Annotated in this window: 21 protein-coding genes, 1 tRNA gene and 1 pseudogene; 17 read left to right on the forward strand and 6 right to left on the reverse strand. The window is 75.2% G+C overall.

Annotated elements, in window-relative coordinates; genetic code table 11:
* Both GYH36_RS07750 and GYH36_RS07755 read left to right on the forward strand, forming a co-directional pair.
* A pseudogene (locus GYH36_RS07750) lies at positions 1–438 on the forward strand (hypothetical protein); the annotation flags it as partial.
* 59 nt (positions 439–497) lie between these two features.
* A complete protein-coding gene (locus GYH36_RS07755) occupies positions 498–1,178 on the forward strand; it encodes a thymidine kinase (protein ID WP_162289558.1) in 681 nt (226 codons plus the stop codon).
* Here the strand turns inward: GYH36_RS07755 and GYH36_RS07760 are convergent.
* The gene (locus GYH36_RS07760) at positions 1,124–1,756 is read right to left on the reverse strand and encodes a protein-L-isoaspartate O-methyltransferase family protein (RefSeq protein ID WP_051471673.1); all 633 of its coding nucleotides are present in this window, start codon (positions 1,754–1,756) and stop codon (positions 1,124–1,126) included. The two genes, GYH36_RS07755 and GYH36_RS07760, sit on opposite strands and share 55 nt — an antisense overlap.
* Before the next feature lie 157 nt (positions 1,757–1,913).
* Here GYH36_RS07760 and GYH36_RS07765 point away from each other — a divergent pair, with 157 nt between their 5' ends.
* The 12 genes from GYH36_RS07765 to GYH36_RS07815 all read left to right on the forward strand — a co-directional run bounded on the left by GYH36_RS07765 (position 1,914) and on the right by GYH36_RS07815 (position 10,648).
* Positions 1,914–2,120 carry a dodecin family protein gene (locus GYH36_RS07765; RefSeq protein ID WP_021482381.1) on the forward strand — a complete coding sequence of 69 codons (207 nt, stop codon included), beginning with the start codon at positions 1,914–1,916 and terminating at the stop codon, positions 2,118–2,120.
* Positions 2,121–2,361: 241 nt separating this feature from the next.
* Entirely contained in the window at positions 2,362–2,670 is a 309-nt protein-coding gene (gene rplU, locus GYH36_RS07770) for a 50S ribosomal protein L21 (protein ID WP_197022549.1), read from the forward strand.
* An 86-nt stretch (positions 2,671–2,756) separates the two neighbouring features.
* On the forward strand, positions 2,757–3,014 hold the full coding sequence (gene rpmA / locus GYH36_RS07775) for a 50S ribosomal protein L27 (RefSeq protein ID WP_115942806.1): 258 nt from the start codon (positions 2,757–2,759) through the stop codon (positions 3,012–3,014).
* 140 nt (positions 3,015–3,154) lie between these two features.
* Positions 3,155–4,675, forward strand: coding sequence for a GTPase ObgE (gene obgE, locus GYH36_RS07780; RefSeq protein WP_024840778.1), 1,521 nt, complete (start codon positions 3,155–3,157; stop codon positions 4,673–4,675).
* A 71-nt stretch (positions 4,676–4,746) separates the two neighbouring features.
* Complete coding sequence (gene proB, locus GYH36_RS07785) at positions 4,747–5,892, forward strand: glutamate 5-kinase (RefSeq protein ID WP_162289559.1); 1,146 nt, start codon at positions 4,747–4,749, stop codon at positions 5,890–5,892.
* A 53-nt stretch (positions 5,893–5,945) separates the two neighbouring features.
* The gene (locus tag GYH36_RS07790) at positions 5,946–7,286 is read left to right on the forward strand and encodes a glutamate-5-semialdehyde dehydrogenase (RefSeq protein ID WP_115942805.1); all 1,341 of its coding nucleotides are present in this window, start codon (positions 5,946–5,948) and stop codon (positions 7,284–7,286) included.
* 191 nt (positions 7,287–7,477) lie between these two features.
* A complete protein-coding gene (locus GYH36_RS19280) occupies positions 7,478–7,633 on the forward strand; it encodes a hypothetical protein (RefSeq protein ID WP_154798364.1) in 156 nt (51 codons plus the stop codon).
* Positions 7,634–7,675: 42 nt separating this feature from the next.
* Positions 7,676–8,281, forward strand: a complete 606-nt coding sequence (gene nadD / locus GYH36_RS07795; RefSeq protein WP_024840781.1) for a nicotinate-nucleotide adenylyltransferase — start codon at positions 7,676–7,678, stop codon at positions 8,279–8,281.
* Positions 8,274–9,362 carry a hypothetical protein gene (locus GYH36_RS07800; RefSeq protein ID WP_162289560.1) on the forward strand — a complete coding sequence of 363 codons (1,089 nt, stop codon included), beginning with the start codon at positions 8,274–8,276 and terminating at the stop codon, positions 9,360–9,362. The genes nadD and GYH36_RS07800 overlap by 8 nt, the downstream gene beginning before the upstream one ends.
* A gap of 21 nt (positions 9,363–9,383) precedes the next feature.
* Entirely contained in the window at positions 9,384–9,830 is a 447-nt protein-coding gene (gene rsfS, locus GYH36_RS07805; RefSeq protein WP_162289561.1) for a ribosome silencing factor, read from the forward strand.
* Positions 9,827–10,507: a histidine phosphatase family protein gene (locus GYH36_RS07810; RefSeq protein ID WP_024840784.1), complete on the forward strand. Its 681-nt coding sequence runs from the start codon at positions 9,827–9,829 to the stop codon at positions 10,505–10,507. The genes rsfS and GYH36_RS07810 overlap by 4 nt, the downstream gene beginning before the upstream one ends.
* 68 nt (positions 10,508–10,575) lie before the next feature.
* Positions 10,576–10,648: transfer RNA gene (locus GYH36_RS07815), tRNA-Ala, on the forward strand.
* 117 nt (positions 10,649–10,765) lie between these two features.
* Here the strand turns inward: GYH36_RS07815 and GYH36_RS07820 are convergent.
* Both GYH36_RS07820 and GYH36_RS07825 read right to left on the reverse strand, forming a co-directional pair.
* Positions 10,766–11,773: a zinc-binding alcohol dehydrogenase family protein gene (locus GYH36_RS07820; RefSeq protein ID WP_162289562.1), complete on the reverse strand. Its 1,008-nt coding sequence runs from the start codon at positions 11,771–11,773 to the stop codon at positions 10,766–10,768.
* Positions 11,774–11,842: 69 nt separating this feature from the next.
* Positions 11,843–12,727: an SH3 domain-containing protein gene (locus GYH36_RS07825; protein ID WP_162289563.1), complete on the reverse strand. Its 885-nt coding sequence runs from the start codon at positions 12,725–12,727 to the stop codon at positions 11,843–11,845.
* A gap of 247 nt (positions 12,728–12,974) precedes the next feature.
* Here GYH36_RS07825 and GYH36_RS07830 point away from each other — a divergent pair, with 247 nt between their 5' ends.
* Complete coding sequence (locus tag GYH36_RS07830) at positions 12,975–13,820, forward strand: aldo/keto reductase (protein ID WP_162289564.1); 846 nt, start codon at positions 12,975–12,977, stop codon at positions 13,818–13,820.
* A 77-nt stretch (positions 13,821–13,897) separates the two neighbouring features.
* Here the strand turns inward: GYH36_RS07830 and GYH36_RS07835 are convergent, their stop codons facing one another.
* The 3 genes from GYH36_RS07835 to GYH36_RS07845 all read right to left on the reverse strand — a co-directional run bounded on the left by GYH36_RS07835 (position 13,898) and on the right by GYH36_RS07845 (position 16,261).
* Positions 13,898–14,347 (reverse strand): ScoMcrA-related endonuclease, encoded by a 450-nt coding sequence (locus GYH36_RS07835; RefSeq protein ID WP_024840788.1) that lies wholly within the window; start codon positions 14,345–14,347, stop codon positions 13,898–13,900.
* Positions 14,348–14,426: 79 nt separating this feature from the next.
* A complete protein-coding gene (locus GYH36_RS07840; RefSeq protein ID WP_162289565.1) occupies positions 14,427–15,359 on the reverse strand; it encodes an aldo/keto reductase in 933 nt (310 codons plus the stop codon).
* A 41-nt stretch (positions 15,360–15,400) separates the two neighbouring features.
* Positions 15,401–16,261, reverse strand: a complete 861-nt coding sequence (locus GYH36_RS07845; protein ID WP_162289566.1) for an aldo/keto reductase — start codon at positions 16,259–16,261, stop codon at positions 15,401–15,403.
* A gap of 136 nt (positions 16,262–16,397) precedes the next feature.
* Here GYH36_RS07845 and GYH36_RS07850 point away from each other — a divergent pair, with 136 nt between their 5' ends.
* On the forward strand, positions 16,398–17,408 hold the full coding sequence (locus tag GYH36_RS07850; RefSeq protein ID WP_024840791.1) for a LysR family transcriptional regulator: 1,011 nt from the start codon (positions 16,398–16,400) through the stop codon (positions 17,406–17,408).
* Entirely contained in the window at positions 17,405–18,706 is a 1,302-nt protein-coding gene (locus tag GYH36_RS07855) for an MFS transporter (protein ID WP_312028553.1), read from the forward strand. The genes GYH36_RS07850 and GYH36_RS07855 overlap by 4 nt, the downstream gene beginning before the upstream one ends.
* Positions 18,707–18,833: the final 127 nt, after the last annotated feature.

The raw sequence follows: 18,833 nt of genomic DNA on the forward strand, positions 1-18,833 counted from the left end.
GGAGACGCCCCGGCGGGCGCGACCGGACCCGAGGCGGCCGCGCGCCCGGGCGGCACGGGCACGCGCGAGCTCCCGCTCGTCCGCTCGGTGCCGGGCGTCGGCGGCGGGGGCCTTGCCGGGATCGCGGCCGTGCCCGTGGCGCCGGCGGAGGCCGGGCCCGGAGCGAGCCCCGAGGCGACCGCGCCGGACGCGACCGCCGACCCCGCCACGGACCGAGCGGCGACCGAGGGCGAGCCCGTCGCCGGGGACGCGAGCACCGCTCCGGCCGAGGGCCCCGCGGCCGACGTCCCGGCCGGGTCGTCCGGCACCACGATCCTCAGCCGCCGCGACGCCGCGCGCCCGGGCTCCCCGGACCGCGTCTCGGTGCTCGGTGCGGGAGCGGAGCCGAAGCCGCTGCCCGTGCGGCCGTCCTCGAACGGGTCCGCCCGGCACCACTGACCGCACCGTCGTCCCGCGCCGCCGAGCACGGCGTGGGCGGGGGGTGGTTCACTGCTCGCATGAGCGGCGCAGCAGGTCCGCAGCCCCCCGGCCCGCGCGCGGGCGGTCGCGTCGAGGTCGTGTGCGGCCCGATGTTCGCGGGCAAGACGGAGGAGCTCCTGCGGCGCGTGCGCCGTGCCGAGATCGCGGGCCGGCGCGTCGAGGTCGTGGGCCACGCGCTCGACACGCGGCGCGGCGCGGGCACGGTGAGCTCGCACTCCGGGTTCGCGACGCCGTCGCGCACGGCACGCGACGCGGACGACCTGGAACGCCTCGTGCGCGAGGCGGGACCGCTCGACCTGGTCGCCGTCGACGAGGCGCAGTTCTTCGGCCCCGGGCTGGTCGACGTCGTGCAGCGACTCGCCGACCGCGGGCTCGTCGTGGTCGTCGCGGGGCTCGACGTGACGTTCGACGCGCGGCCGTTCGAGCCCCTGCCCGCGCTCATGGCGCTCGCCGAGCGCGTCGACAAGCTCACGGCGGTGTGCGCGGTGTGCGGCGAGGACGCCGCGTTCCACGTCCGGTTGGCCGCGCCGACCGGCGCGGGCGACCCGGGCGACCCGCTGGCGCCCGTCGCGGCGCACGTGGGCGGCGCCGAGACGTACGAGGCGCGCTGCCGCACCCATCTCCCGGACCCGCCGTGGCGCGGTCAGCCGGGGGGCGGGGGAGCGGGCGCGTCCTCGACGAGCGGGACGAACGAGTAGGAGCCGTGCTCGCTCGTGCGGAAGCCTCCCGGCGCCTCGGGGTCCGCCTCGACGAGGACCATCGTGTGCCGCACGGGGACGACCATGCGGCCGCCCGGGGCGAGCTGGTCGACGAGCGCGCGCGGCAGCGCCTGCGCCGCGGCCGAGACGAGGATCCGGTCGTAGCGCTCCCCGGGGGAGCCGAGCACGCCGCGCGTCGCGGTGACGACGCGCGCCCACGGGGTGCGCTCGCGCGCGACGTTGGCCGCGCCCCACGCGGCGAGGTCGGGGTCGCGCTCGACGCCCAGCACGCTGCCCTCGGGGCCCACGAGCACCGCGAGGAGCGCCGTCGTCCAGCCCGACCCCGAGCCGACGTCGAGGACGCGCGCGCCGGGCCGGACGTCGAGCAGGCGGAGCATGGCCGCGACGGTCGAGGGCTGGGAGTTGGTCTGCCCGTGCCCGATCGCGAGCGGCCGGTCCTGTCCCGCCCAGCGGCGCTGCGCGCGCGGGAGGAACGAGCGCCGGTCGACCGCGCGCAGGGCCGCGGCCACGGCGTCGTCCGCGCCCAGGGCGCCGCGGGTCGGGTCTGCGGGACCCATGCGACCACCTCCCCGGCCAGCGTAGGCACGCACGCGCACCCGTGCGCTCGTGGCCGCCGCCCGGCCCGGCGCCCCGGTGGCGAGGGCGGGCCCGCGGCGGGATGCTCGACGGGTGCGCGGGCGCACCGGAGCGCCCGCCAGGACGGGGGAGACCGGTATGAGCGGCACGGTGGCACGGATCACGCACATCAGCGCGCGGTCGGACACGAGCTTCGAGGACGCGGTGCGGATCGGCGTCGAGCGCGCGGCGAGCACGCTGCGCAACGTCTCGGGCGCGTGGGTCAAGGAGCAGAAGGTCGACGTGGCCGACGGCCGCATCACGGCCTGGCAGGTCGTGCTGGAGGTCACGTTCGTCCTCGAGTAGGACGGTGCCCGGGCGGCTCGCACGGTCCCGGTCGCCGCGTGCGGGACGTCCGCGCGCGGCGACCGCCCGCGCGGTTTGACCTGCCCGCCGCATTTCCGTAGTCTTGAACGTCGGCGCGCCCAGGCGCGCCGGTCCCGTGTGCCCACGGACGACTCGCACTCGCACGCCGCGGCGTGGTCGGAGTCTCCAAGACGAACTCGCCGTGACGAGCACGCCAAGACTAGGAGAGATGAGCAGCAACGTGGTGTACGCGATCGTCAAGGCCGGTGGCCGTCAGGAGAAGGTTTCCGTCGGCGACATCGTCGTGGTGGACAGGCTGTCCGCCGGCGTCGGTGATTCCGTCGAGCTGCCCGCTCTCCTGCTGGTGGACGGGGAGAAGGTGACCACGGACGCCGCGAAGCTCGCGAAGGTCAAGGTCACCGCCGAGGTCGTGCGGGACGAGAAGGGTCCGAAGATCACGATCCTGCGGTACAAGAACAAGACCGGTTACCGCCGTCGCCAGGGTCACCGTCAGCAGCTGACCCGCCTCAAGGTCACCGGCATCAAGTGATCTCGCCCGGCGCGAGGTAGCGGCCACGGGCCGCCCCGCGCCGACCGGCACCCTCCCTCAGCAACCAGCACGAAAGCAGGTTCGTCATGGCACACAAGAAGGGCGCGAGCTCCTCGCGCAACGGTCGCGACTCGAACGCCCAGCGCCTCGGCGTGAAGCGCTTCGGCGGGCAGGTCGTCAAGTCGGGCGAGATCATCGTCCGCCAGCGCGGCACGCACTTCCACCCCGGTGAGAACGTCGGCCGCGGCAAGGACGACACGCTGTTCGCCCTCGCCGCCGGCGCGGTGCAGTTCGGCACGCGCCGTGGCCGCAAGGTCGTCGACATCGTCACCGTCGAGGCCTGAGCCACAACCGGCAGTCTTCGAGCAGGAGGGGCGCACCGACGCGGTGCGCCCCTCCTGCCGTATCTCCCCCCGGCCGCGCCCCGGCCCGGGACCGCCGCGCCCCGCGGCACCGCACGACCCACCTCTGAGAGGATCCACCCATGGCCAGCTTCGTCGACCGTGTCGTCCTGCACGTCTCCGGCGGCAACGGCGGGAACGGGTGCGCCTCGGTCCGCCGCGAGAAGTTCAAGCCGCTCGCCGGCCCCGACGGCGGCAACGGCGGTGACGGCGGCACGGTCCGGCTCGTGGTCGACCCGCAGACGACGACGCTGCTCGAGTACCACCACTCGCCGCACCGGCACGCGACGTCGGGCACCCAGGGCATGGGCGACGACCGCGACGGCGCGAACGGCGAGGACCTCGTCCTGCGCGTGCCGGACGGCACGGTCGTCAAGACGCCCGACGGCACGGTCCTCGCGGACCTCGTCGGCGCGGGGGCGGAGTACGTCGTCGCCGAGGGCGGTCGCGGCGGTCTCGGCAACGCCGCGCTCGCGTCGCCCCGACGCAAGGCGCCCGGCTTCGCGCTGCTCGGCGAGCCCGGCGAGGAGCGCGACGTCGTCCTCGAGCTCAAGACCATCGCGGACGTCGCGCTCGTCGGGTACCCGAGCGCGGGCAAGTCCTCGCTCGTCGCCGCGGTCTCGGCCGCGCGGCCCAAGATCGCCGACTACCCGTTCACGACGCTCGTGCCGAACCTCGGCGTGGTCCAGGCCGGCTCGGCGCGGTTCACCGTCGCGGACGTGCCGGGGCTCATCCCGGGCGCGAGCGAGGGCAAGGGCCTCGGCCTGGAGTTCCTGCGCCACATCGAGCGCACGGCCGTGATCGTGCACGTCCTCGACTGCGCGACCCTCGAGCCGGGTCGCGACCCGATCAGCGACCTCGACGTCATCGAGGCCGAGCTCGCGGCGTACGCGCAGGACCTCGACATCGAGGGCGGTCGCGTGCCGCTCACGGAGCGCCCCCGGCTCGTCGTGCTCAACAAGATCGACGTGCCCGAGGCGCGCGAGCTCGCCGATCTCGTCAAGCCCGACCTCGAGGCGCGCGGCCTGCGCGTGTTCGAGGTGTCGACCGCGAGCCACGAAGGGCTGCGCCCCCTCACCTACGCGCTCGCCGAGCTCGTCGAGAAGGCGCGCGCCGAGGCGCCCGCGCCCGAGCCGACGCGCGTCGTGCTGCGCCCGCGCGCCGTCGACGAGGCTGGCTTCACGGTGACGCGCAAGGGCGGGGCCACGGACTACTGGTTCGAGGTCCGCGGCGCCAAGCCCGAGCGCTGGGTGCGCCAGACCGACTTCGCGAACGACGAGGCCGTCGGCTACCTCGCCGACCGTCTCGCGCGCCTGGGCGTCGAGGAGAAGCTCTTCGAGGCGGGCGCCGTCGCGGGCGACGAGGTCCGGATCGGCAGCGACGTCAACGCCGTCGTGTTCGACTGGGAGCCCACGCTCATGACGGGCTCCGAGCTGCTCGGCGGGCCGCGCGGCTCCGACAACCGCCTCGACGAGCGCCTGCGCCCCACGCGGTCGGAGAAGCGCCGCGAGCACCACGAGCGCATGGACGCCAAGGCCGAGGCCCGCCGCGAGCTGTGGACCGAGCGCGAGGCAGGCACCTGGACGGACCCGGACGCCGACTGACCGCGCCCGGCGCGACCCGTGGCGTCCTGCTCCGTGAAATCCTGCGCGCCGGTCGGGGTCCGGCGGCGATGATGGGACGCGTGAACGCCCTGTCCTCCCGCTCCGAGATCGCCGCCGCCCGCCGCGTCGTGGTGAAGATCGGCTCGTCGTCGCTCACCGGCGCCGACGGCCACCTCGACCTCGCGGCCCTGCGGGCGCTCGTCGACGTCCTCGCGGCGCGACGCGAGGACGGCGGGCAGGTCGTGCTCGTCACGTCCGGCGCGATCGCCGCGGGCATCGGGCCGCTCGGCCTCACGAGCCGACCGCGCGACCTCGCGACCGCGCAGGCGACGGCCTCGGTGGGCCAGGGCCTGCTCGTCGCCCGGTACGCCGAGGCGTTCGCGGGCCACGGCCTGCGGGTCGGCCAGGTGCTGCTCACCGCCGAGGACACGGTCCGCCGCGGCCACTACCGCAACGCCCAGCGCTCCCTGGAGCGCCTCCTGGGTCTCGGCGTCGTGCCGGTCGTCAACGAGAACGACGCCGTCGCGACCGACGAGATCCGCTTCGGCGACAACGACCGCCTCGCCGCGCTCGTCTCCCACCTCGTGCGCGCCGACGCGATGGTCCTGCTCACGGACGTCGACGGCCTCTACGACGGGCCGCCGTCGCGCCCCGGGACGCGGCGGATCCCCGAGGTGCGCTCGGCGGCCGACATCGCGGGGATCGAGGTGACGGGGCGGGGGAGCGCCGTCGGGACGGGCGGCATGCTCACCAAGCTCGAGTCGGTCTCCATCGCGACGGGCACCGGCATCCCCGTCGTGCTCACCAAGGCGGAGAACGCCGCGGCGGCGCTCGCGGGCGAGCCCGTGGGCACGTGGTTCGCCGCGACCGGGAAGCGCACCACGCGCCGCCGGCTCTGGCTCGCGCACGCGGCACGCACCCGCGGGCGGCTCGTCCTGGACGACGGCGCGGTGAAGGCCGTGCAGGGCGGGCGCGCGTCGCTCCTGCCGGCCGGCGTCACCGCCGTCGAGGGCGACTTCGACGCGGGCGACCCGGTCGAGCTCGTCGCGCCCGACGGCCGCGTCGTGGCCCGCGGGCTCGTGGCGTTCGAGTCGCGCGACATCCCGGGGCTCCTGGGCCGGTCCACGAAGGACCTGCGCCGCGAGCTCGGCGAGGGCTACGACCGCGAGGTCGTGCACCGCGACGACCTCGTGCTCGTGCGTCGGCGCACCCGCTGACCGGCGGGCGGACGACGCTCCCGGTGGCGCGGCGTCCGACGTAGGCTCGGACCATGACCACCACCGAGGACGCGCCCGTCGTCGCGGGCGAAGCCCAGCCCGAGACCACCGGTCCTGCCGACGACGCGACGAGCGTCGCGACGGCCGTCGAGGACGTCGCGCGCCGCGCCAAGGTCGCCTCCCGCGCGCTCGCGACCGCGACGCGCGCGACCAAGGACGCCGCCCTGCACGCCCTGGCCGACGCGCTCGTCGCGGCGACCGACGAGATCGTCGCCGCGAACGCGGTGGACCTCGAGCGCGAGCGCGCGAACGGCATGAGCGAGGGCCTGCTCGACCGGCTCGCGCTCGACGCCGACCGCATCGCCGCGATCGCCGACGCGCTGCGCGCGCTCGCGGGCCTGCCCGACCCGGTGGGCGAGGTCGTGCGCGGCTCGACGCTCCCCAACGGGCTGCGCCTGCGCCAGCTGCGCGTGCCGATGGGCGTCGTCGGCATGATCTACGAGGCGCGGCCCAACGTCACGGTCGACGCCGCGGGCCTCGCCCTCAAGAGCGGCAACGCGGTCATCCTGCGCGGCGGGTCCGCCGCGGCGAGCTCGAACGAGGTCGTCGTGGGCGTGCTCGCCCGCGCGCTCGAGGCGCAGGGCCTGCCCGGCGACCTCGTGCAGTCGATCGACCGGTACGGGCGCCCCGGCGCCGTCGCGCTCATGCACGCGCGCGGCCTGGTCGACGTGCTCGTCCCGCGCGGGGGAGCGGACCTCATCCGCACCGTCGTGCGCGAGTCGACCGTCCCCGTCATCGAGACGGGCGTGGGCAACGTGCACGTGTACGTCGACGCGAGCGCGGACCGCGCGATGGCGCTCGAGATCCTGCTCAACGCCAAGACGCAGCGCGTCGGGGTGTGCAACGCCGCGGAGACGCTGCTCGTGCACGCCGACGCCGCCCCGGACTTCCTCCCCGCCGCGCTCGCCGCGCTCACGGACGCGGGCGTCGTCGTGCACGGCGACGACCGCACCGCCGGGCTCGCGCCCGAGGGCACGGACGTGCTCCCGGCCACCGACGAGGACTGGGCGACCGAGTACCTCGCGCCCGAGATCGCGGTGCGCGTCGTCGACGACCTCGACGCCGCGATCGAGCACGTGCGCACGTGGACGTCGGGCCACACCGAGGCGATCGTCACGCGCGACCTCGCCGCGTCGGAGCGCTTCGTCGCGGAGCTCGACTCCGCGGCGATCATGGTCAACGCGTCCACGCGCTTCACCGACGGCGGCCAGTTCGGCCTCGGCGCGGAGATCGGCATCTCGACGCAGAAGCTCCACGCGCGCGGCCCCATGGGCCTGGCCGAGCTGACGACGACGAAATGGGTCGTGCACGGCGACGGTCACGTTCGTCCGTGACGCACGGTTCGCCGGGTAGTTCCTGCTACCCGCCGGACCGGGTCGCCGGGCGGTCGTGAGAGACTGGTCGGCGACCGGCGCCCGTCCGGTCCGCCGCCGGGCCGGTCCCGGCGGGTGTACCGCTCCACCGCACCACCCCGGTCCCGCGGCACCGCCCGCAGGTCACGGGGACGACCTTCGAGGAGGACGTCGTGATCTCTGCCGTCGTGCTGGCCGCCGAGGAAGGCGCCGAGGCCGCGTCGCACCTGCCCATCCCGCCGCTCGCGTACGGGCTGATCGGGTTCGGCGGGCTCGTGGCCCTGCTGCTCGTGACGTACGCGTTCCGCAGCGTCGGCACCCGCCACTGACCGGCAGCGCACGACGCCCGCGCCGCGACCGATGACGCCTCGATGAGCCCGCGCCGACCCCGCCTGGGGGTGATGGGTGGCACGTTCGACCCCATCCACCACGGCCACCTCGTCGCGGCGAGCGAGGCCGCGGCACGGTTCGACCTCGACGAGGTCGTGTTCGTGCCGACCGGGAAGCCGTCGTTCAAGCAGCACCAGACCGTCAGCCCGGCCGAGCACCGGTACCTCATGACCGTCATCGCGACCGCGTCCAACCCGCGGTTCACGGTGAGCCGCGTGGACGTGGACCGGCCCGGCCTGACGTACACGGTCGACACGCTGCGGGACCTGCGGGCCGCGCGACCGGACGCCGAGCTGTTCTTCATCACGGGTGCGGACGCCGTCGAGCAGATCCTGACCTGGAAGGATGCCGACGAGCTGTGGAAGATGGCACACTTCGTGGCTGTCTCCCGCCCGGGTCACCACCTGAGCGTCGAAGGTCTGCCGCCGGGCGTGGTCACCACGCTCGAGGTCCCGGCCCTCGCCATCTCGTCGACGGACGTCCGTCGACGTGCGGAGGCGGGCCAGCCGGTGTGGTACCTGGTTCCGGACGGCGTGGTCCAGTACATCGCCAAGCACGGTTTGTATCGAGGACAGCACGATGAGTGACAACGGCAGCAACATGCAGCCCGTACGCCCGCTCACGCGGCGCGAGATCCGGGAGCGCGAGGCCGCCGCCGCCGCCGAGCGCGCGGCGCAGACCGGCTCTCCGGCACCCGCGGCCGGCGGGTGGCAGCCGCCTGCCGCACCGCGGCCCGCCGCCCCGGCGACCCCGCCCCCGTCGCGCCGTGCGCTGCGCGAGACGACCGGGCCCACCGACCACCCGTCGCAGCCGTCCGTCGTGCGCCCCCCGGCCGCCTCGGGCGGCATGCGGGGCCTGGACGAGACGGGGCGGCTCACGCCCGTGCAGGAGACCGCCGAGCGGGTCGCGATCCGCCCGCCGTCCCCGACGCCCGTCGTGCCGACCCGCACGAGCTCGCGCCCGCCCGCCGCGCCGCCGCGGCCCGCGGTGCCCGGGTCGGCCGGGCCGGTGCGGCCCCCGGCGCCGGCGACCCCCGTGGGAGGGTTCGGCCAGTCCGTCCCCGTCGGTCGCGTGGGCGCGCCCGACTCCGCGCCCGCCCCCGCCGCCCAGCCGCAGCGGCTCTCCGCCTTCTCCGCGCCGACCGCGGCGCCCACCCCGCCCCCGGCGACCCCCGCCCCGTCGCCCGCCCCGTCGCCGTGGGGGGCCACCCGGGCGCCCGCCGCGCCCGAGCGCGTCCCCTCCACGCCGACCTCCGCCCCGACCGCCCCGGCCCCTGCCGAGGCCCCGGGTGCGGCGCTCCCGTGGTCCGCGATCACGTCGGGCTCCGCGCCCGAGCCGGCGAGCGCGAGCCGCGAGGCCGCGTCGCCGTTCGGCGGCGTCCGCGAGGCCGCCCCGGCCACGGCGCCCTCGGACGACCTCTTCCCGCGCGTCCGCTCGCGCGCCGAGGAGGTCGAGGAGCCCGAGGAGGACCTCGACGACGACCCCCGCGGCCCGTCGTACACGTGGCTGCACTACCTCATCCTCGTCGCCGTGGCGTTCGTCCTCGGCCTGCTCGTCTGGACGCTCGTCTCGCGCGACGACCCCGGCCTGGCGACGGAGGACGCGAGCGCCTCGGCGAGCGTCGTCGGCACGTGGGACGACCACGCCACACCCGACCCCGGCCGCTGAGCGGCCATCAGAAGGAGACACGTGACTGCCACCGAACGAGCCGTGGAGCTCGCCGTCGTCGCGGCCCGGGCGGCGTCCGACCGCAAGGCCGAGGAGATCATCGCGCTCGACGTGAGCGAGCAGCTCGTCCTCACGGACGTGTTCCTCATCGCGTCCGGGTCGAGCGAGCGCCAGGTCTCGGCGATCGTCGACGCGGTCGAGGAGGCGATGTTCAAGGCGGGCGCCAAGCCGATCCGCCGCGAGGGCAAGCAGGAGGCCCGCTGGGTCCTCCTGGACTTCGGCGACGTCGTCGTGCACGTCCAGCACGCCGAGGACCGCGTCTACTACGCGCTCGAGCGCCTCTGGAAGGACTGCCCGGTCGTCGCGCTGCCCGAGGACGCGCGCGGGGGCGACGGGTCCGCCGACGACGCGGACGACACGACCCGGGGTGACGGCGCCATCCGCCTGTCGGGGGAGCCCCTGGCGTGAGCGCCGGCACGCTCGTCCTCCTGCGCCACGGCCGCACGGCCTACAACGCCACGATGCGCCTGCAGGGCCAGGTGGACATCCCGCTCGACGCGGTGGGGCAGTGGCAGGCCGAGCAGGGCGCGAAGGCGCTCGCGAGCGCCCACCGCGCGACGCGCGTCGTCGCGTCCGACCTCGTGCGCGCCGCGGACACCGCGCGCGCGTACGCGGGCGCGATCGGCACGGACGTCCTGCTCGACCCCCGGCTGCGCGAGCGCGGCTTCGGGGAGTGGGAGGGCCTCACCGGGCCGGAGATCGCCGAGCGCTGGCCCGAGGAGTACGCCGCGTGGCGTCGGGGCGAGGAGCCCGCGCGCGCGGGCGCGGAGAGCAAGGCCGACGTCGCGGCGCGGCTCGTCGAGGCCGTCACCGAGCACGTCGAGTCGCTGGAGCAGGACGACACCCTCGTGGTCGTGTCCCACGGCGCCGCGATCACGCTCGCCGTCACCGCGCTGCTCGGGCTCGACGCCGAGGGGTGGCGCGGGATCTCCGGGCTGCACAACGTGCACTGGTCCCACCTGCACCGTTCCGCACCCACCGCACGGCCCGCGTGGCGCCTCGTGGCGCACAACGTCGGGGCCGGGTTCCCGCTCGACGAGTGGAACGCCGGACCGGATTGGAATCTGGAGCCGGTTTCTGCGTAGACTAGCGACGCTCCGCAGGACGGGAAACCGGCCGGAGGAGTGCATGACCTGGATCTTCACGGATCCACGGGGCTGTGGCGCAGCTGGTAGCGCACCTGCATGGCATGCAGGGGGTCAGGGGTTCGAGTCCCCTCAGCTCCACCGAGACCGAAGGCCGTCTCCTCGTCGAGGAGGCGGCCTTCGTCGTGTGCGGTCGATACCGCGATCACCGCGATCCCGGCGTCGGCCGGGGACCCGTGCGGGCCGGTGGTGAGGCGGCTACCGCCAGCCGTGCACGACGACCTTGCCCGTCGTGCGCCCGTTCTCGACGAGCGCGTGCGCCTCGCGCAGCGTCTCGGGACCGATCGGGGCGAGGGTCCTGGTCGTCGTCGCGCGGACACGGCCCTCGTCGACGAGGTCGGCCACCCGGTCCAGGAGGCGGTGCTGCTCGATCATGTCGGGGGTCCGCTGGACGGGTCGCGTGAACATGAGCTCCCAGTGCCAGGCGATGCTCCTGTCCTTCAACGGGAACACGTCGCGCGGTCCGTCGTCGATCGCGACGACGTGGCCGAAGGGGCGCACGATCGTCGCGTACGTCTCGACCTGTCCCTCCGAGTGCGCGGTGAACACCCAGTCCACGCCGTCCGGCGCGATCCCGAGCACCTGGGCGGCCAGGTCGCCCCGATGGTCGACGACGTGCTCCGCGCCGAAGCCGCGCACCCAGGCCGCGCGGTCGTCGTCGGAGGCGGTCGCGACGACCGTGACGCCCGGCAGGAGCGCCTCGGCCAGCTGCAGCATGATCGACCCGACACCGCCGGTCGCGCCGACGACCAGCAGGGTCCCGGTCGAGGCGTCGGTGAGGCCGAGCCGGTCGAACAGGGCCTCCCACGCGGTGATCGCCGTCAGGGGCAGGCTCGCCGCGTCCGCGAAGGAGAGCGTCGCCGGCTTGCGCCCGGTGACGCGCTCGTCCACGACGTGGAGGCGCTGGTTCGTGCCGGGCCGGTCGACGCTCCCGGCGTAGAACACCTCGTCGCCCGGGGAGAACAGCGTCACCGCGTCCCCGACGTCGCGCACCACGCCCGCGGCGTCGAAGCCGAGGACGCGGAACCCGTCGGACGGCGCGCCGGCGCGCAGCTTCACGTCCACGGGGTTCACGGACACCGCCTCGACCTCCACGAGCAGGTCGTGCGGCCCGAGGGCGGGGACCTCGACCTCCCGCACGACGAGGGCGTCCGCAGCGTCGGAGGGCAGGTTCCTCTCGTACCCGATCGCGGTCGTCGTCACCATGGCCCCATGGTTCGATCGCCGCCGGGCGCCGTCAAGGGTGGTGGCGGGGGAGGGGCCCTCGGGCGGGGGTCAGGACGTGCTGACGTGCACGTGGTCGAAGTGGTTCGCGGTCGTGCCGCCGCGGTCCTCCATGCCGGACCACGCGCTCGCGGGGTCGCCGGCCATCCAGATCTGCTGCTGGTAGATGAGGTACGTGATACCGAGCGCGCCGGCGTTGGCCTGGAGGTAGCGCGCGATCTGCCAGCCGGTGTCACCGCTGATCATGATGTCGAGGGCGCGGCCGGTGCCGTGGTCGCCGCTGTCGCCCGGGCGGATGCCGCCGTAGGACGTCACCTGCGGGAAGTGGGCGCACACGGAGCGGTAGACGGCCCGTGCGTTCGCCTGGAGCGAGGACTCGATGCCGCTGCTCACCGAGCACGCGGCGTCGGACGTGCCGCCCGCGCTCGTCGTGGTCGTGGCGGTGCGTGCCTCGGGCTGGGAGGACGACAGGAAGCTCGTCTTGATCCACGCGGCCGAGCCGTCCCAGACGACCTGGCTCCAGTCGCCCTCGGTGGTGCCGGTGACGTCGACGGCCTGGGCGAACTCGGCGGTCGCGACGCGCTCGGCGTCGGCCGACGGTCCGGTCCGCACGTTCACCGCGTCGGTGGTCCACAGCTGGCCGGTGACGACGGGCTCCGGCTCGGGCGGCGGGGCGACCTCGGCCGCGGGGACGACGATGATCTTCGCCGCCGTCTCGACGACCGGGGCCTCCTTGGCGGTGGGGGGCGGTGCCGTGCGCTCGGACGAGCGGCTCGCGGCGGCCGGCGCGCGCTCGGCGGTCGGCTCGACGCTGAGCGGCGCGACGTCCGGGTTGCCCTCGGCGGCCTGGGGGCCCGTGCCGACGACGCCGGAGCCGAGCAGGGTCACGAGGGCCAGCGCGGGCAGCTTGAGCGACCGGACCGGCAGCGTGGGCAAGGACGGGAGCCGGAAGGAGCGCGCGGGTGAGGCGGGGGCTGCGCTGTGGCGGCCTCGAGACATGAGCGCTCCGGTTCTTCGTGGGCAGGACCGCGCCAGTGTAACCAAACCGTGATCTGGGAAGTCCAGTCGGACATTCCGCGCGTTCGGCACCGACGCCTACCGGGCGGACTCATGAGCAGGAGCGATGGGTCGCATGCCCCGCAGTCGTTGGACGGGCGGACGGGCGCTTCCTACGCTGGTCCGTATGACGGTTCCCTCTGTTCCGACCGTGACCCTGAACTCCGGTCACACCATCCCTCAGCTCGGCTTCGGCGTCTTCCTCGTGCCGCCGGACGAGGCCGAGAAGGCGGTGAGCGCGGCCCTCGAGGTCGGCTACCGCCACATCGACACCGCGGCGATCTACCGCAACGAGGAGGGCGTGGGCGCCGCGATCGCGAAGAGCGGGATCCCGCGCGACGAGCTGTTCGTCACGACCAAGCTCTGGAACGACCGCCAGTCCGGCGAGCAGCCGCACGACGCGATCCGGGAGAGCCTCGACAAGCTCGGCCTCGACCACGTCGACCTGTACCTCACGCACTGGCCCGCCCCCGCGCAGGACCAGTACACGAACGCGTGGGAGAAGCTCGTCGAGATCCGCGACGCGGGTCTCGCGCGCTCGATCGGCGTCTCGAACCACCTGCCCGAGCACCTCGACCGGATCGTCGCCGCGACGGGCGTCGTGCCGGCCGTCGACCAGATCGAGCTGCACCCGGCGTACCAGCAGCGCGACGTCCTCGCGTGGGCCGAGGCGAACGGCACGCGGATCGAGTCGTGGGGTCCGCTCGGCCAGGGCAAGTACCCGCTCTTCGAGAGGCAGCCCGTGGCCGACGCCGCGGCCGCGCACGGCGTGACCCCCGCCCAGGTGGTCCTGCGCTGGCACCTGCAGCGGGGCTTCATCGTCTTCCCGAAGTCGTCGCGCAAGGAGCGCATGGCGGAGAACTTCGACGTCTTCGGCTTCGAGCTCACGGCGGACGAGGTCGCGGCGATCGACGCGCTCGACCCGGGCGACGGCTCGGGCCGCGTGAGCGCGCACCCGTCCGAGGTCAACTGACCCGGACCCGCCAGCACGACGACACGGGGCGCCGTCCGGTCAGGACGGCGCCCCGTGTCGTTCGGTGCGGGCGGTGGTCAGCCGCAGTCGTCGCAGATGCCCGTGGCCGGCAGCACCGTGAAGCACGTCGGGCACACGGCCGGGGCCTTCTCGGGCTCGGCGGCGCGTGCCGTCGTCGTGCGTCGCGGTGCCCGCGCGGGCGAGGTGGACCGTGCGGCCGTGCGACGCGCGGGAGCGGGCGCTGCGGGCGCGGCGCCCGGGACGTCGAACCCGCGCTTGCGCAGCAGGTCCGCGACGCTGACCGGGCTGTTGCGGAACTCCTCGGCGGTCGCGACGCGTCCGGTCGCGTACCGGTGCGCGACGCCGAGGATCGCCTGGGCGTCGTACGCGCGGTCCTCGTGGAGGAGCGGGGTGCCGGGGCTCGGGGCGAACCCGTAGACCCCGAGGAACGCGTCCCGGCCGCGGTCGTCCCAGTCCGCGATCGCCTGGAGGATGTGCTGCCGGGTCACTGCCGAGAAGGTTGCCACGGAACGAGCCTAGACCGCCGGGCGGGGCCGCCCGGCCGGCCCGCGCGTGACCTGGGACACGGGCGGCCGGGCCCTCCCGTCACGGGACGGTGTACCCCGCGGCGCGGAACAGCTCGTACCACTCGGCGCGCGTGAGCGGCACGTCCGAGCCGAGGGCCGCGCCCGCGACGCGCTCGGGGTTCGTCGTGCCGAGGACGACCTGCATCTGCGCCGGGTGGCGCGTGATCCACGCCGTCGCGATCGCGATCGGCGGCACGTCGTACCGGGCGGCGAGGCGGTCGATCACGGCGTTGAGCTCGGGGTACTTCTCGGAGCCGAGGAACACGCCCGTGAAGAACCCGGCCTGGAACGGCGACCACGCCTGGACCGTGATGTCGTGCAGGCGGCAGTAGTCGAGCGTCCCGCCGTCGCGGCTGACCGACTGGTCGAGACCCTGCATGTTCGCCGCGACGCCCTGCGCGACGAGCGGGGCGTGCGTGACGGAGAGCTGGAGCTGGTTCGCGACGATCGGCTGGTCGATGTACCGGCGCAGGAGCTCGATCTGCCCCGGGGTGTGGTTGGACACCCCGAACGCGCGCACCTTGCCCGCGGCGTGCAGGTCGGAGAACGCGCGCGCGACCTCTTCCGGCTCGACGAGGGCGTCCGGGCGGTGCAGCAGGAGGATGTCGAGGTAGTCGGTGCGCAGGGCCTCGAGCGACCCCTCGACGGACGCGACGAGGTGCTCGTAGGAGAAGTCGAAGTACGGACCCTCGCGCACGATGCCGGCCTTGGACTGGATGACCCATTCCGCGCGCTCGGCGGGGGAGAGGTCGAGCGCCTCGGCGAAGCGGCGCTCGCAGCCGTGGAGGTCGGACCCGTAGACGTCGGCGTGGTCGAGGAACATGATCCCCGCGTCGCGGGCGGTCCGCACGAGCGTGCGGACCTCGTCGTCGGTCTTGTCCTGGATGCGCATGAGGCCGAGCACGACGTTCGGGACGACGAGGTCGGTGCCGGGGAGGGTGAAGGTCTTCATGGGTGCAGCTCCTTCGCTGGGGCGGGTCCGGAGGGCGTGCGTCACGCGGCGGAGAGCCGCGCGACCTCCTCGGGCGTCAGGGTCAGGTCCGCGGCGCGGACCGAGTCGAGGATCGACGCGGGTCGCGACGCGCCGGGGATGGGGACGACGACGGGCGCGAGCGCGAGCTCCCACGCGAGCGTCACCTGGTAGACGCTCACGCCGTGGGCGGCCGCGACGTCCTGGAAGACGGCGTGCCGCGCCCCGAGCTCGGCGGCGTTCGCGATCCCGCCGAGCGGGCTCCACGGCAGGAACGCGATGCCGAGGGCCGCGCAGTGCTCGAGCTCGCCCTGGCTCGAGCGGAACCGCGGCGAGAACTGGTTCTGGACCGACGCGAGCCGGCCGCCGAGGATCTTGTTCGCGAGGTCGATCTGCGCGACGTCGGCGTTGGAGATGCCGGCCTGCTGGATCACGCCGTCGTCGAGCAGCTCGACGAGCGCGCCGATGGCTTCGGCGTAGGGGACCGCGGGGTCGGGGCGGTGGAACTGGTAGAGGCCGATCGCGTCGACGCCGAGCCGGAGCGCGGACTCCTTCGCGGCCTGCTTGAGGTAGGCAGGGTCGCCGTTCTGCGTCCAGGTCCCGTCGCCGGGGCGCAGGTGGCCACCCTTCGTGGCGACGAGGACGTCGCTCGTGTCGCCGCCGTACGAGCGCAGCGCACGCGCGATGAGCTCCTCGTTGTGACCGACCTCGTGCGCGTGCAGGTGGTAGGCGTCGGCCGTGTCGACGAGCGTGACGCCCGCGTCGAGCGCGGCGTGGATCGTCGCGACGGACCGGGCCTCGTCCGGGCGGCCCTCGATGGACATCGGCATGCCGCCGAGGCCGATCGCGGAGACCGTCCGGGTTCCGAGCGTGCGCTGCTGCATGGTGCTCCCTCACGGGTCGGGGAAAGGCGGGGGTGTCGGCGGCGGCCGCGAGCGGGCCGGCCGTGTCGAGCGTAGGAACCGATAACCTAGAAGTCCAACGACTAGCAGTTGTCATGCGTAGAAGAGTGAGTGATCAATGGATCTGCGCCAGATGGAGTACCTCGTCGCCCTCGCGGACGAGCGCCAGTTCACGCGCGCCGCGCAGCTCGTCGGGGTCTCGCAGTCCGGGCTCTCCGCCGCGGTCCGGAGCCTGGAGGAGGAGCTCGGCGCGAGCCTCTTCACGCGCACGACCCGCCGCGTCGAGCCCACCGAGGCCGGGCTCGCGCTGCTGCCGCACGCACGGTCCATGCTCGCGCAGGCCGCCGCCGGTCGCGACGCGGTCGTGCGGGCGACGCGCGCGCTGTCCGGCTCGCTGCGCGTCGGGTCCGAGCAGTGCCTCGGGGTCCTCGACGTCACCGCCCTGCTCGAGCGCTTCCACCGCCGCTACCCCCAGGTCGAGATCCAGTTCGCCCAGGCCGGCTCGCACGACCTCCTCGCGCGCGTGCGCGAGGGCGACCTCGACGTCGCGTTCGTCGCGACCACGGACCACCTCGGGTCGCTCGCGCAGACCGTCCTCGGGAGCGAGCCCCTCGTGCTCGTGTGCGCGCCCGAGCACCCGCTCGCCGCGCGCGGCCGCGTGGACTGGTCCGACCTCTCGGGCCAGGAGTTCGTCGACTTCGACCCGTCGTGGGGAGCGCGCCCCGTGAACGACGCGACGTGCGCCGCGCACGGCGTCCACCGCCGCGTGCGCTGCTCGGTCAACGACGTGCACACGCTCCTCGAGCTCGTGGACCGCGGCCTCGGCATCGCGCTCGTGCCCCGGCACGTCGCCGCCAAGCCGCAGGCCGAGCGCCTCGTCACGCTCGCGCTGCCCGAGGGCGGCGCGCCGAGCTGGGTCGTCTCCGTGGTGACGGGCCGCTGGGACAGCGGCGCCTCGGCGGCGCCACAGCTCCTCGAGCTCCTCGCCGACGCGCCCGCCTGCCGGGGGGTCGAGGTCGCGCGGCCCGACGCCGAGGCCGCGCCCGTCGTCGAGCCCGTGGCCGCCGCGCCCACCGTGCTGCCCGACGCCGCACCCGCTCCCACCGACGTCGTGGCGGAGGTGCGGTGACCGCGCCCGGCCGCGGCGCCGCCCCGCTCTTCCCCCTGCGCAGCGTCGTCCTCGGCGCGTTCGTCCCGACGCTCCTGCTGGAGACCGGCGTCGGCGCGATGCTCCCCGTCGTCGCCGTCACCGCGACCGGGCGCGGCGCGAACCTCACCGTCGCGGGGCTCGTCGCGGCGCTCGTCCCGATCGGCAAGATCCTGTTCGACCTGCCCGCGGGCGCGCTCGCCCAGCGGCTCGGCGACCGCGTCGCGATGCTCCTCGCGGGCGGCGTCGCGACCGCCGCGTTCACGACGATCGCCGTCACGCCCGGGCTGGCCGGCCTCGCCGCGGGCGTCCTCGCCCTCGGCGCGTCGACGGCCGTCTTCAACCTCGCGCGCCAGGCTTACCTCACGGAGATCACGCCGCCGCTGCGCCGCGCGCGGGTCCTGTCGACGCTCGCGGGCGTGCACCGCGTCGGCCTGTTCCTCGGCCCCTTCGCCGGGGCCGCGGTCATCGCCGCGAGCGACGTGCAGGGTGCGTTCTGGCTCGGGACCGGGGCGGCGCTCGCCGCGGTGGCGGTCCTCGCCGTGGTGCGTCCGGAGCCCGCGCCGGGCGGTGCCGACCGGGAGCGGGCGGGCCGGGCCGGCGCGCCCCGCGTGAGCATCGCGGCCGTGGCGCGCGAGCACCGGCGCCTCTTCGCGACGCTCGGCGTCGCGATCCTGCTCGTCGCCGCGGTGCGCGGGGCGCGGCAGACCGTCATCCCGCTGTGGGGCGAGCACCTCGGCCTGGACGCCGAGGTCACGTCGCTCGTCTTCGGCGTCTCGGGCGCGTTGGACATGCTCCTCTTCTACCCCGCGGGCAAGGTCATGGACCGGTTCGGGCGCCTGTGGGTCGCGGTCCCGTCGATGCTCACCATGGCGGGCGGGCTCGCGCTGCTCCCGTTCGCCCACACCGTCGGTGCGGTGACGGTCGTCGCGGCGCTCCTGGGCGTGGGCAACGGCATGGGCTCGGGCATCGTCATGACGCTCGGGGCCGACGTCGCGCCGGCCGCCGTGCGCCCGACGTTCCTCAGCGTGTGGCGGCTCTTCCAGGACACCGGCGACGCCCTCGGCCCGCTCGTGCTGGCCGCGGGCGCGGGGGTCGGGTCGCTCGCGGCGGGCGTGTGGGCGACGGCGGCCCTCGGCGCGGGCTCCACGGCCGCGCTCGCGCGGTGGGTCCCGCGGTACTCCCTGCTCGCGAACCTCGTGCGGCGCGACCGGGGCGGGCCGGGCTCCGTGCCGGACGGTGATTCGCGCGTACCGGCGGTGCGGTCCGGGTCGTCGTAGCCGCGGGACGACGCGGGGCGAGGGCGGGCCACCGGCGGTGACGTACGTCACCGCCGGCGTATGTCACGCGGTGCGGCCCGCCCGCGTCTGGATGGTCGACCAGTCGCCGACCGGCGCGCCGCGCCGG

The organism is Cellulosimicrobium composti, from assembly GCF_010287905.1.
GTDB classification, from domain to species: Bacteria; Actinomycetota; Actinomycetes; order Actinomycetales; family Cellulomonadaceae; genus Cellulosimicrobium; species Cellulosimicrobium composti.

What these genes read in the sequence shown, in the direction of transcription:
- GYH36_RS07755 (WP_162289558.1), top strand. Translation starts at nt 498, where the DNA reads ATGAGCGGCGCAGCAGGTCCGCAGCCCCCCGGCCCGCGCGCGGGCGGT.
- GYH36_RS07760 (WP_051471673.1), bottom strand. Translation starts at nt 1,756, where the DNA reads ATGGGTCCCGCAGACCCGACCCGCGGCGCCCTGGGCGCGGACGACGCC.
- GYH36_RS07765 (WP_021482381.1), top strand. Translation starts at nt 1,914, where the DNA reads ATGAGCGGCACGGTGGCACGGATCACGCACATCAGCGCGCGGTCGGAC.
- rpmA (WP_115942806.1), top strand. Translation starts at nt 2,757, where the DNA reads ATGGCACACAAGAAGGGCGCGAGCTCCTCGCGCAACGGTCGCGACTCG.
- obgE (WP_024840778.1), top strand. Translation starts at nt 3,155, where the DNA reads ATGGCCAGCTTCGTCGACCGTGTCGTCCTGCACGTCTCCGGCGGCAAC.
- proB (WP_162289559.1), top strand. Translation starts at nt 4,747, where the DNA reads ATGGGACGCGTGAACGCCCTGTCCTCCCGCTCCGAGATCGCCGCCGCC.
- GYH36_RS07790 (WP_115942805.1), top strand. Translation starts at nt 5,946, where the DNA reads ATGACCACCACCGAGGACGCGCCCGTCGTCGCGGGCGAAGCCCAGCCC.
- nadD (WP_024840781.1), top strand. Translation starts at nt 7,676, where the DNA reads ATGAGCCCGCGCCGACCCCGCCTGGGGGTGATGGGTGGCACGTTCGAC.
- GYH36_RS07800 (WP_162289560.1), top strand. Translation starts at nt 8,274, where the DNA reads ATGAGTGACAACGGCAGCAACATGCAGCCCGTACGCCCGCTCACGCGG.
- GYH36_RS07820 (WP_162289562.1), bottom strand. Translation starts at nt 11,773, where the DNA reads ATGGTGACGACGACCGCGATCGGGTACGAGAGGAACCTGCCCTCCGAC.
- GYH36_RS07830 (WP_162289564.1), top strand. Translation starts at nt 12,975, where the DNA reads ATGACGGTTCCCTCTGTTCCGACCGTGACCCTGAACTCCGGTCACACC.
- GYH36_RS07840 (WP_162289565.1), bottom strand. Translation starts at nt 15,359, where the DNA reads ATGAAGACCTTCACCCTCCCCGGCACCGACCTCGTCGTCCCGAACGTC.
- GYH36_RS07845 (WP_162289566.1), bottom strand. Translation starts at nt 16,261, where the DNA reads ATGCAGCAGCGCACGCTCGGAACCCGGACGGTCTCCGCGATCGGCCTC.
- GYH36_RS07850 (WP_024840791.1), top strand. Translation starts at nt 16,398, where the DNA reads ATGGATCTGCGCCAGATGGAGTACCTCGTCGCCCTCGCGGACGAGCGC.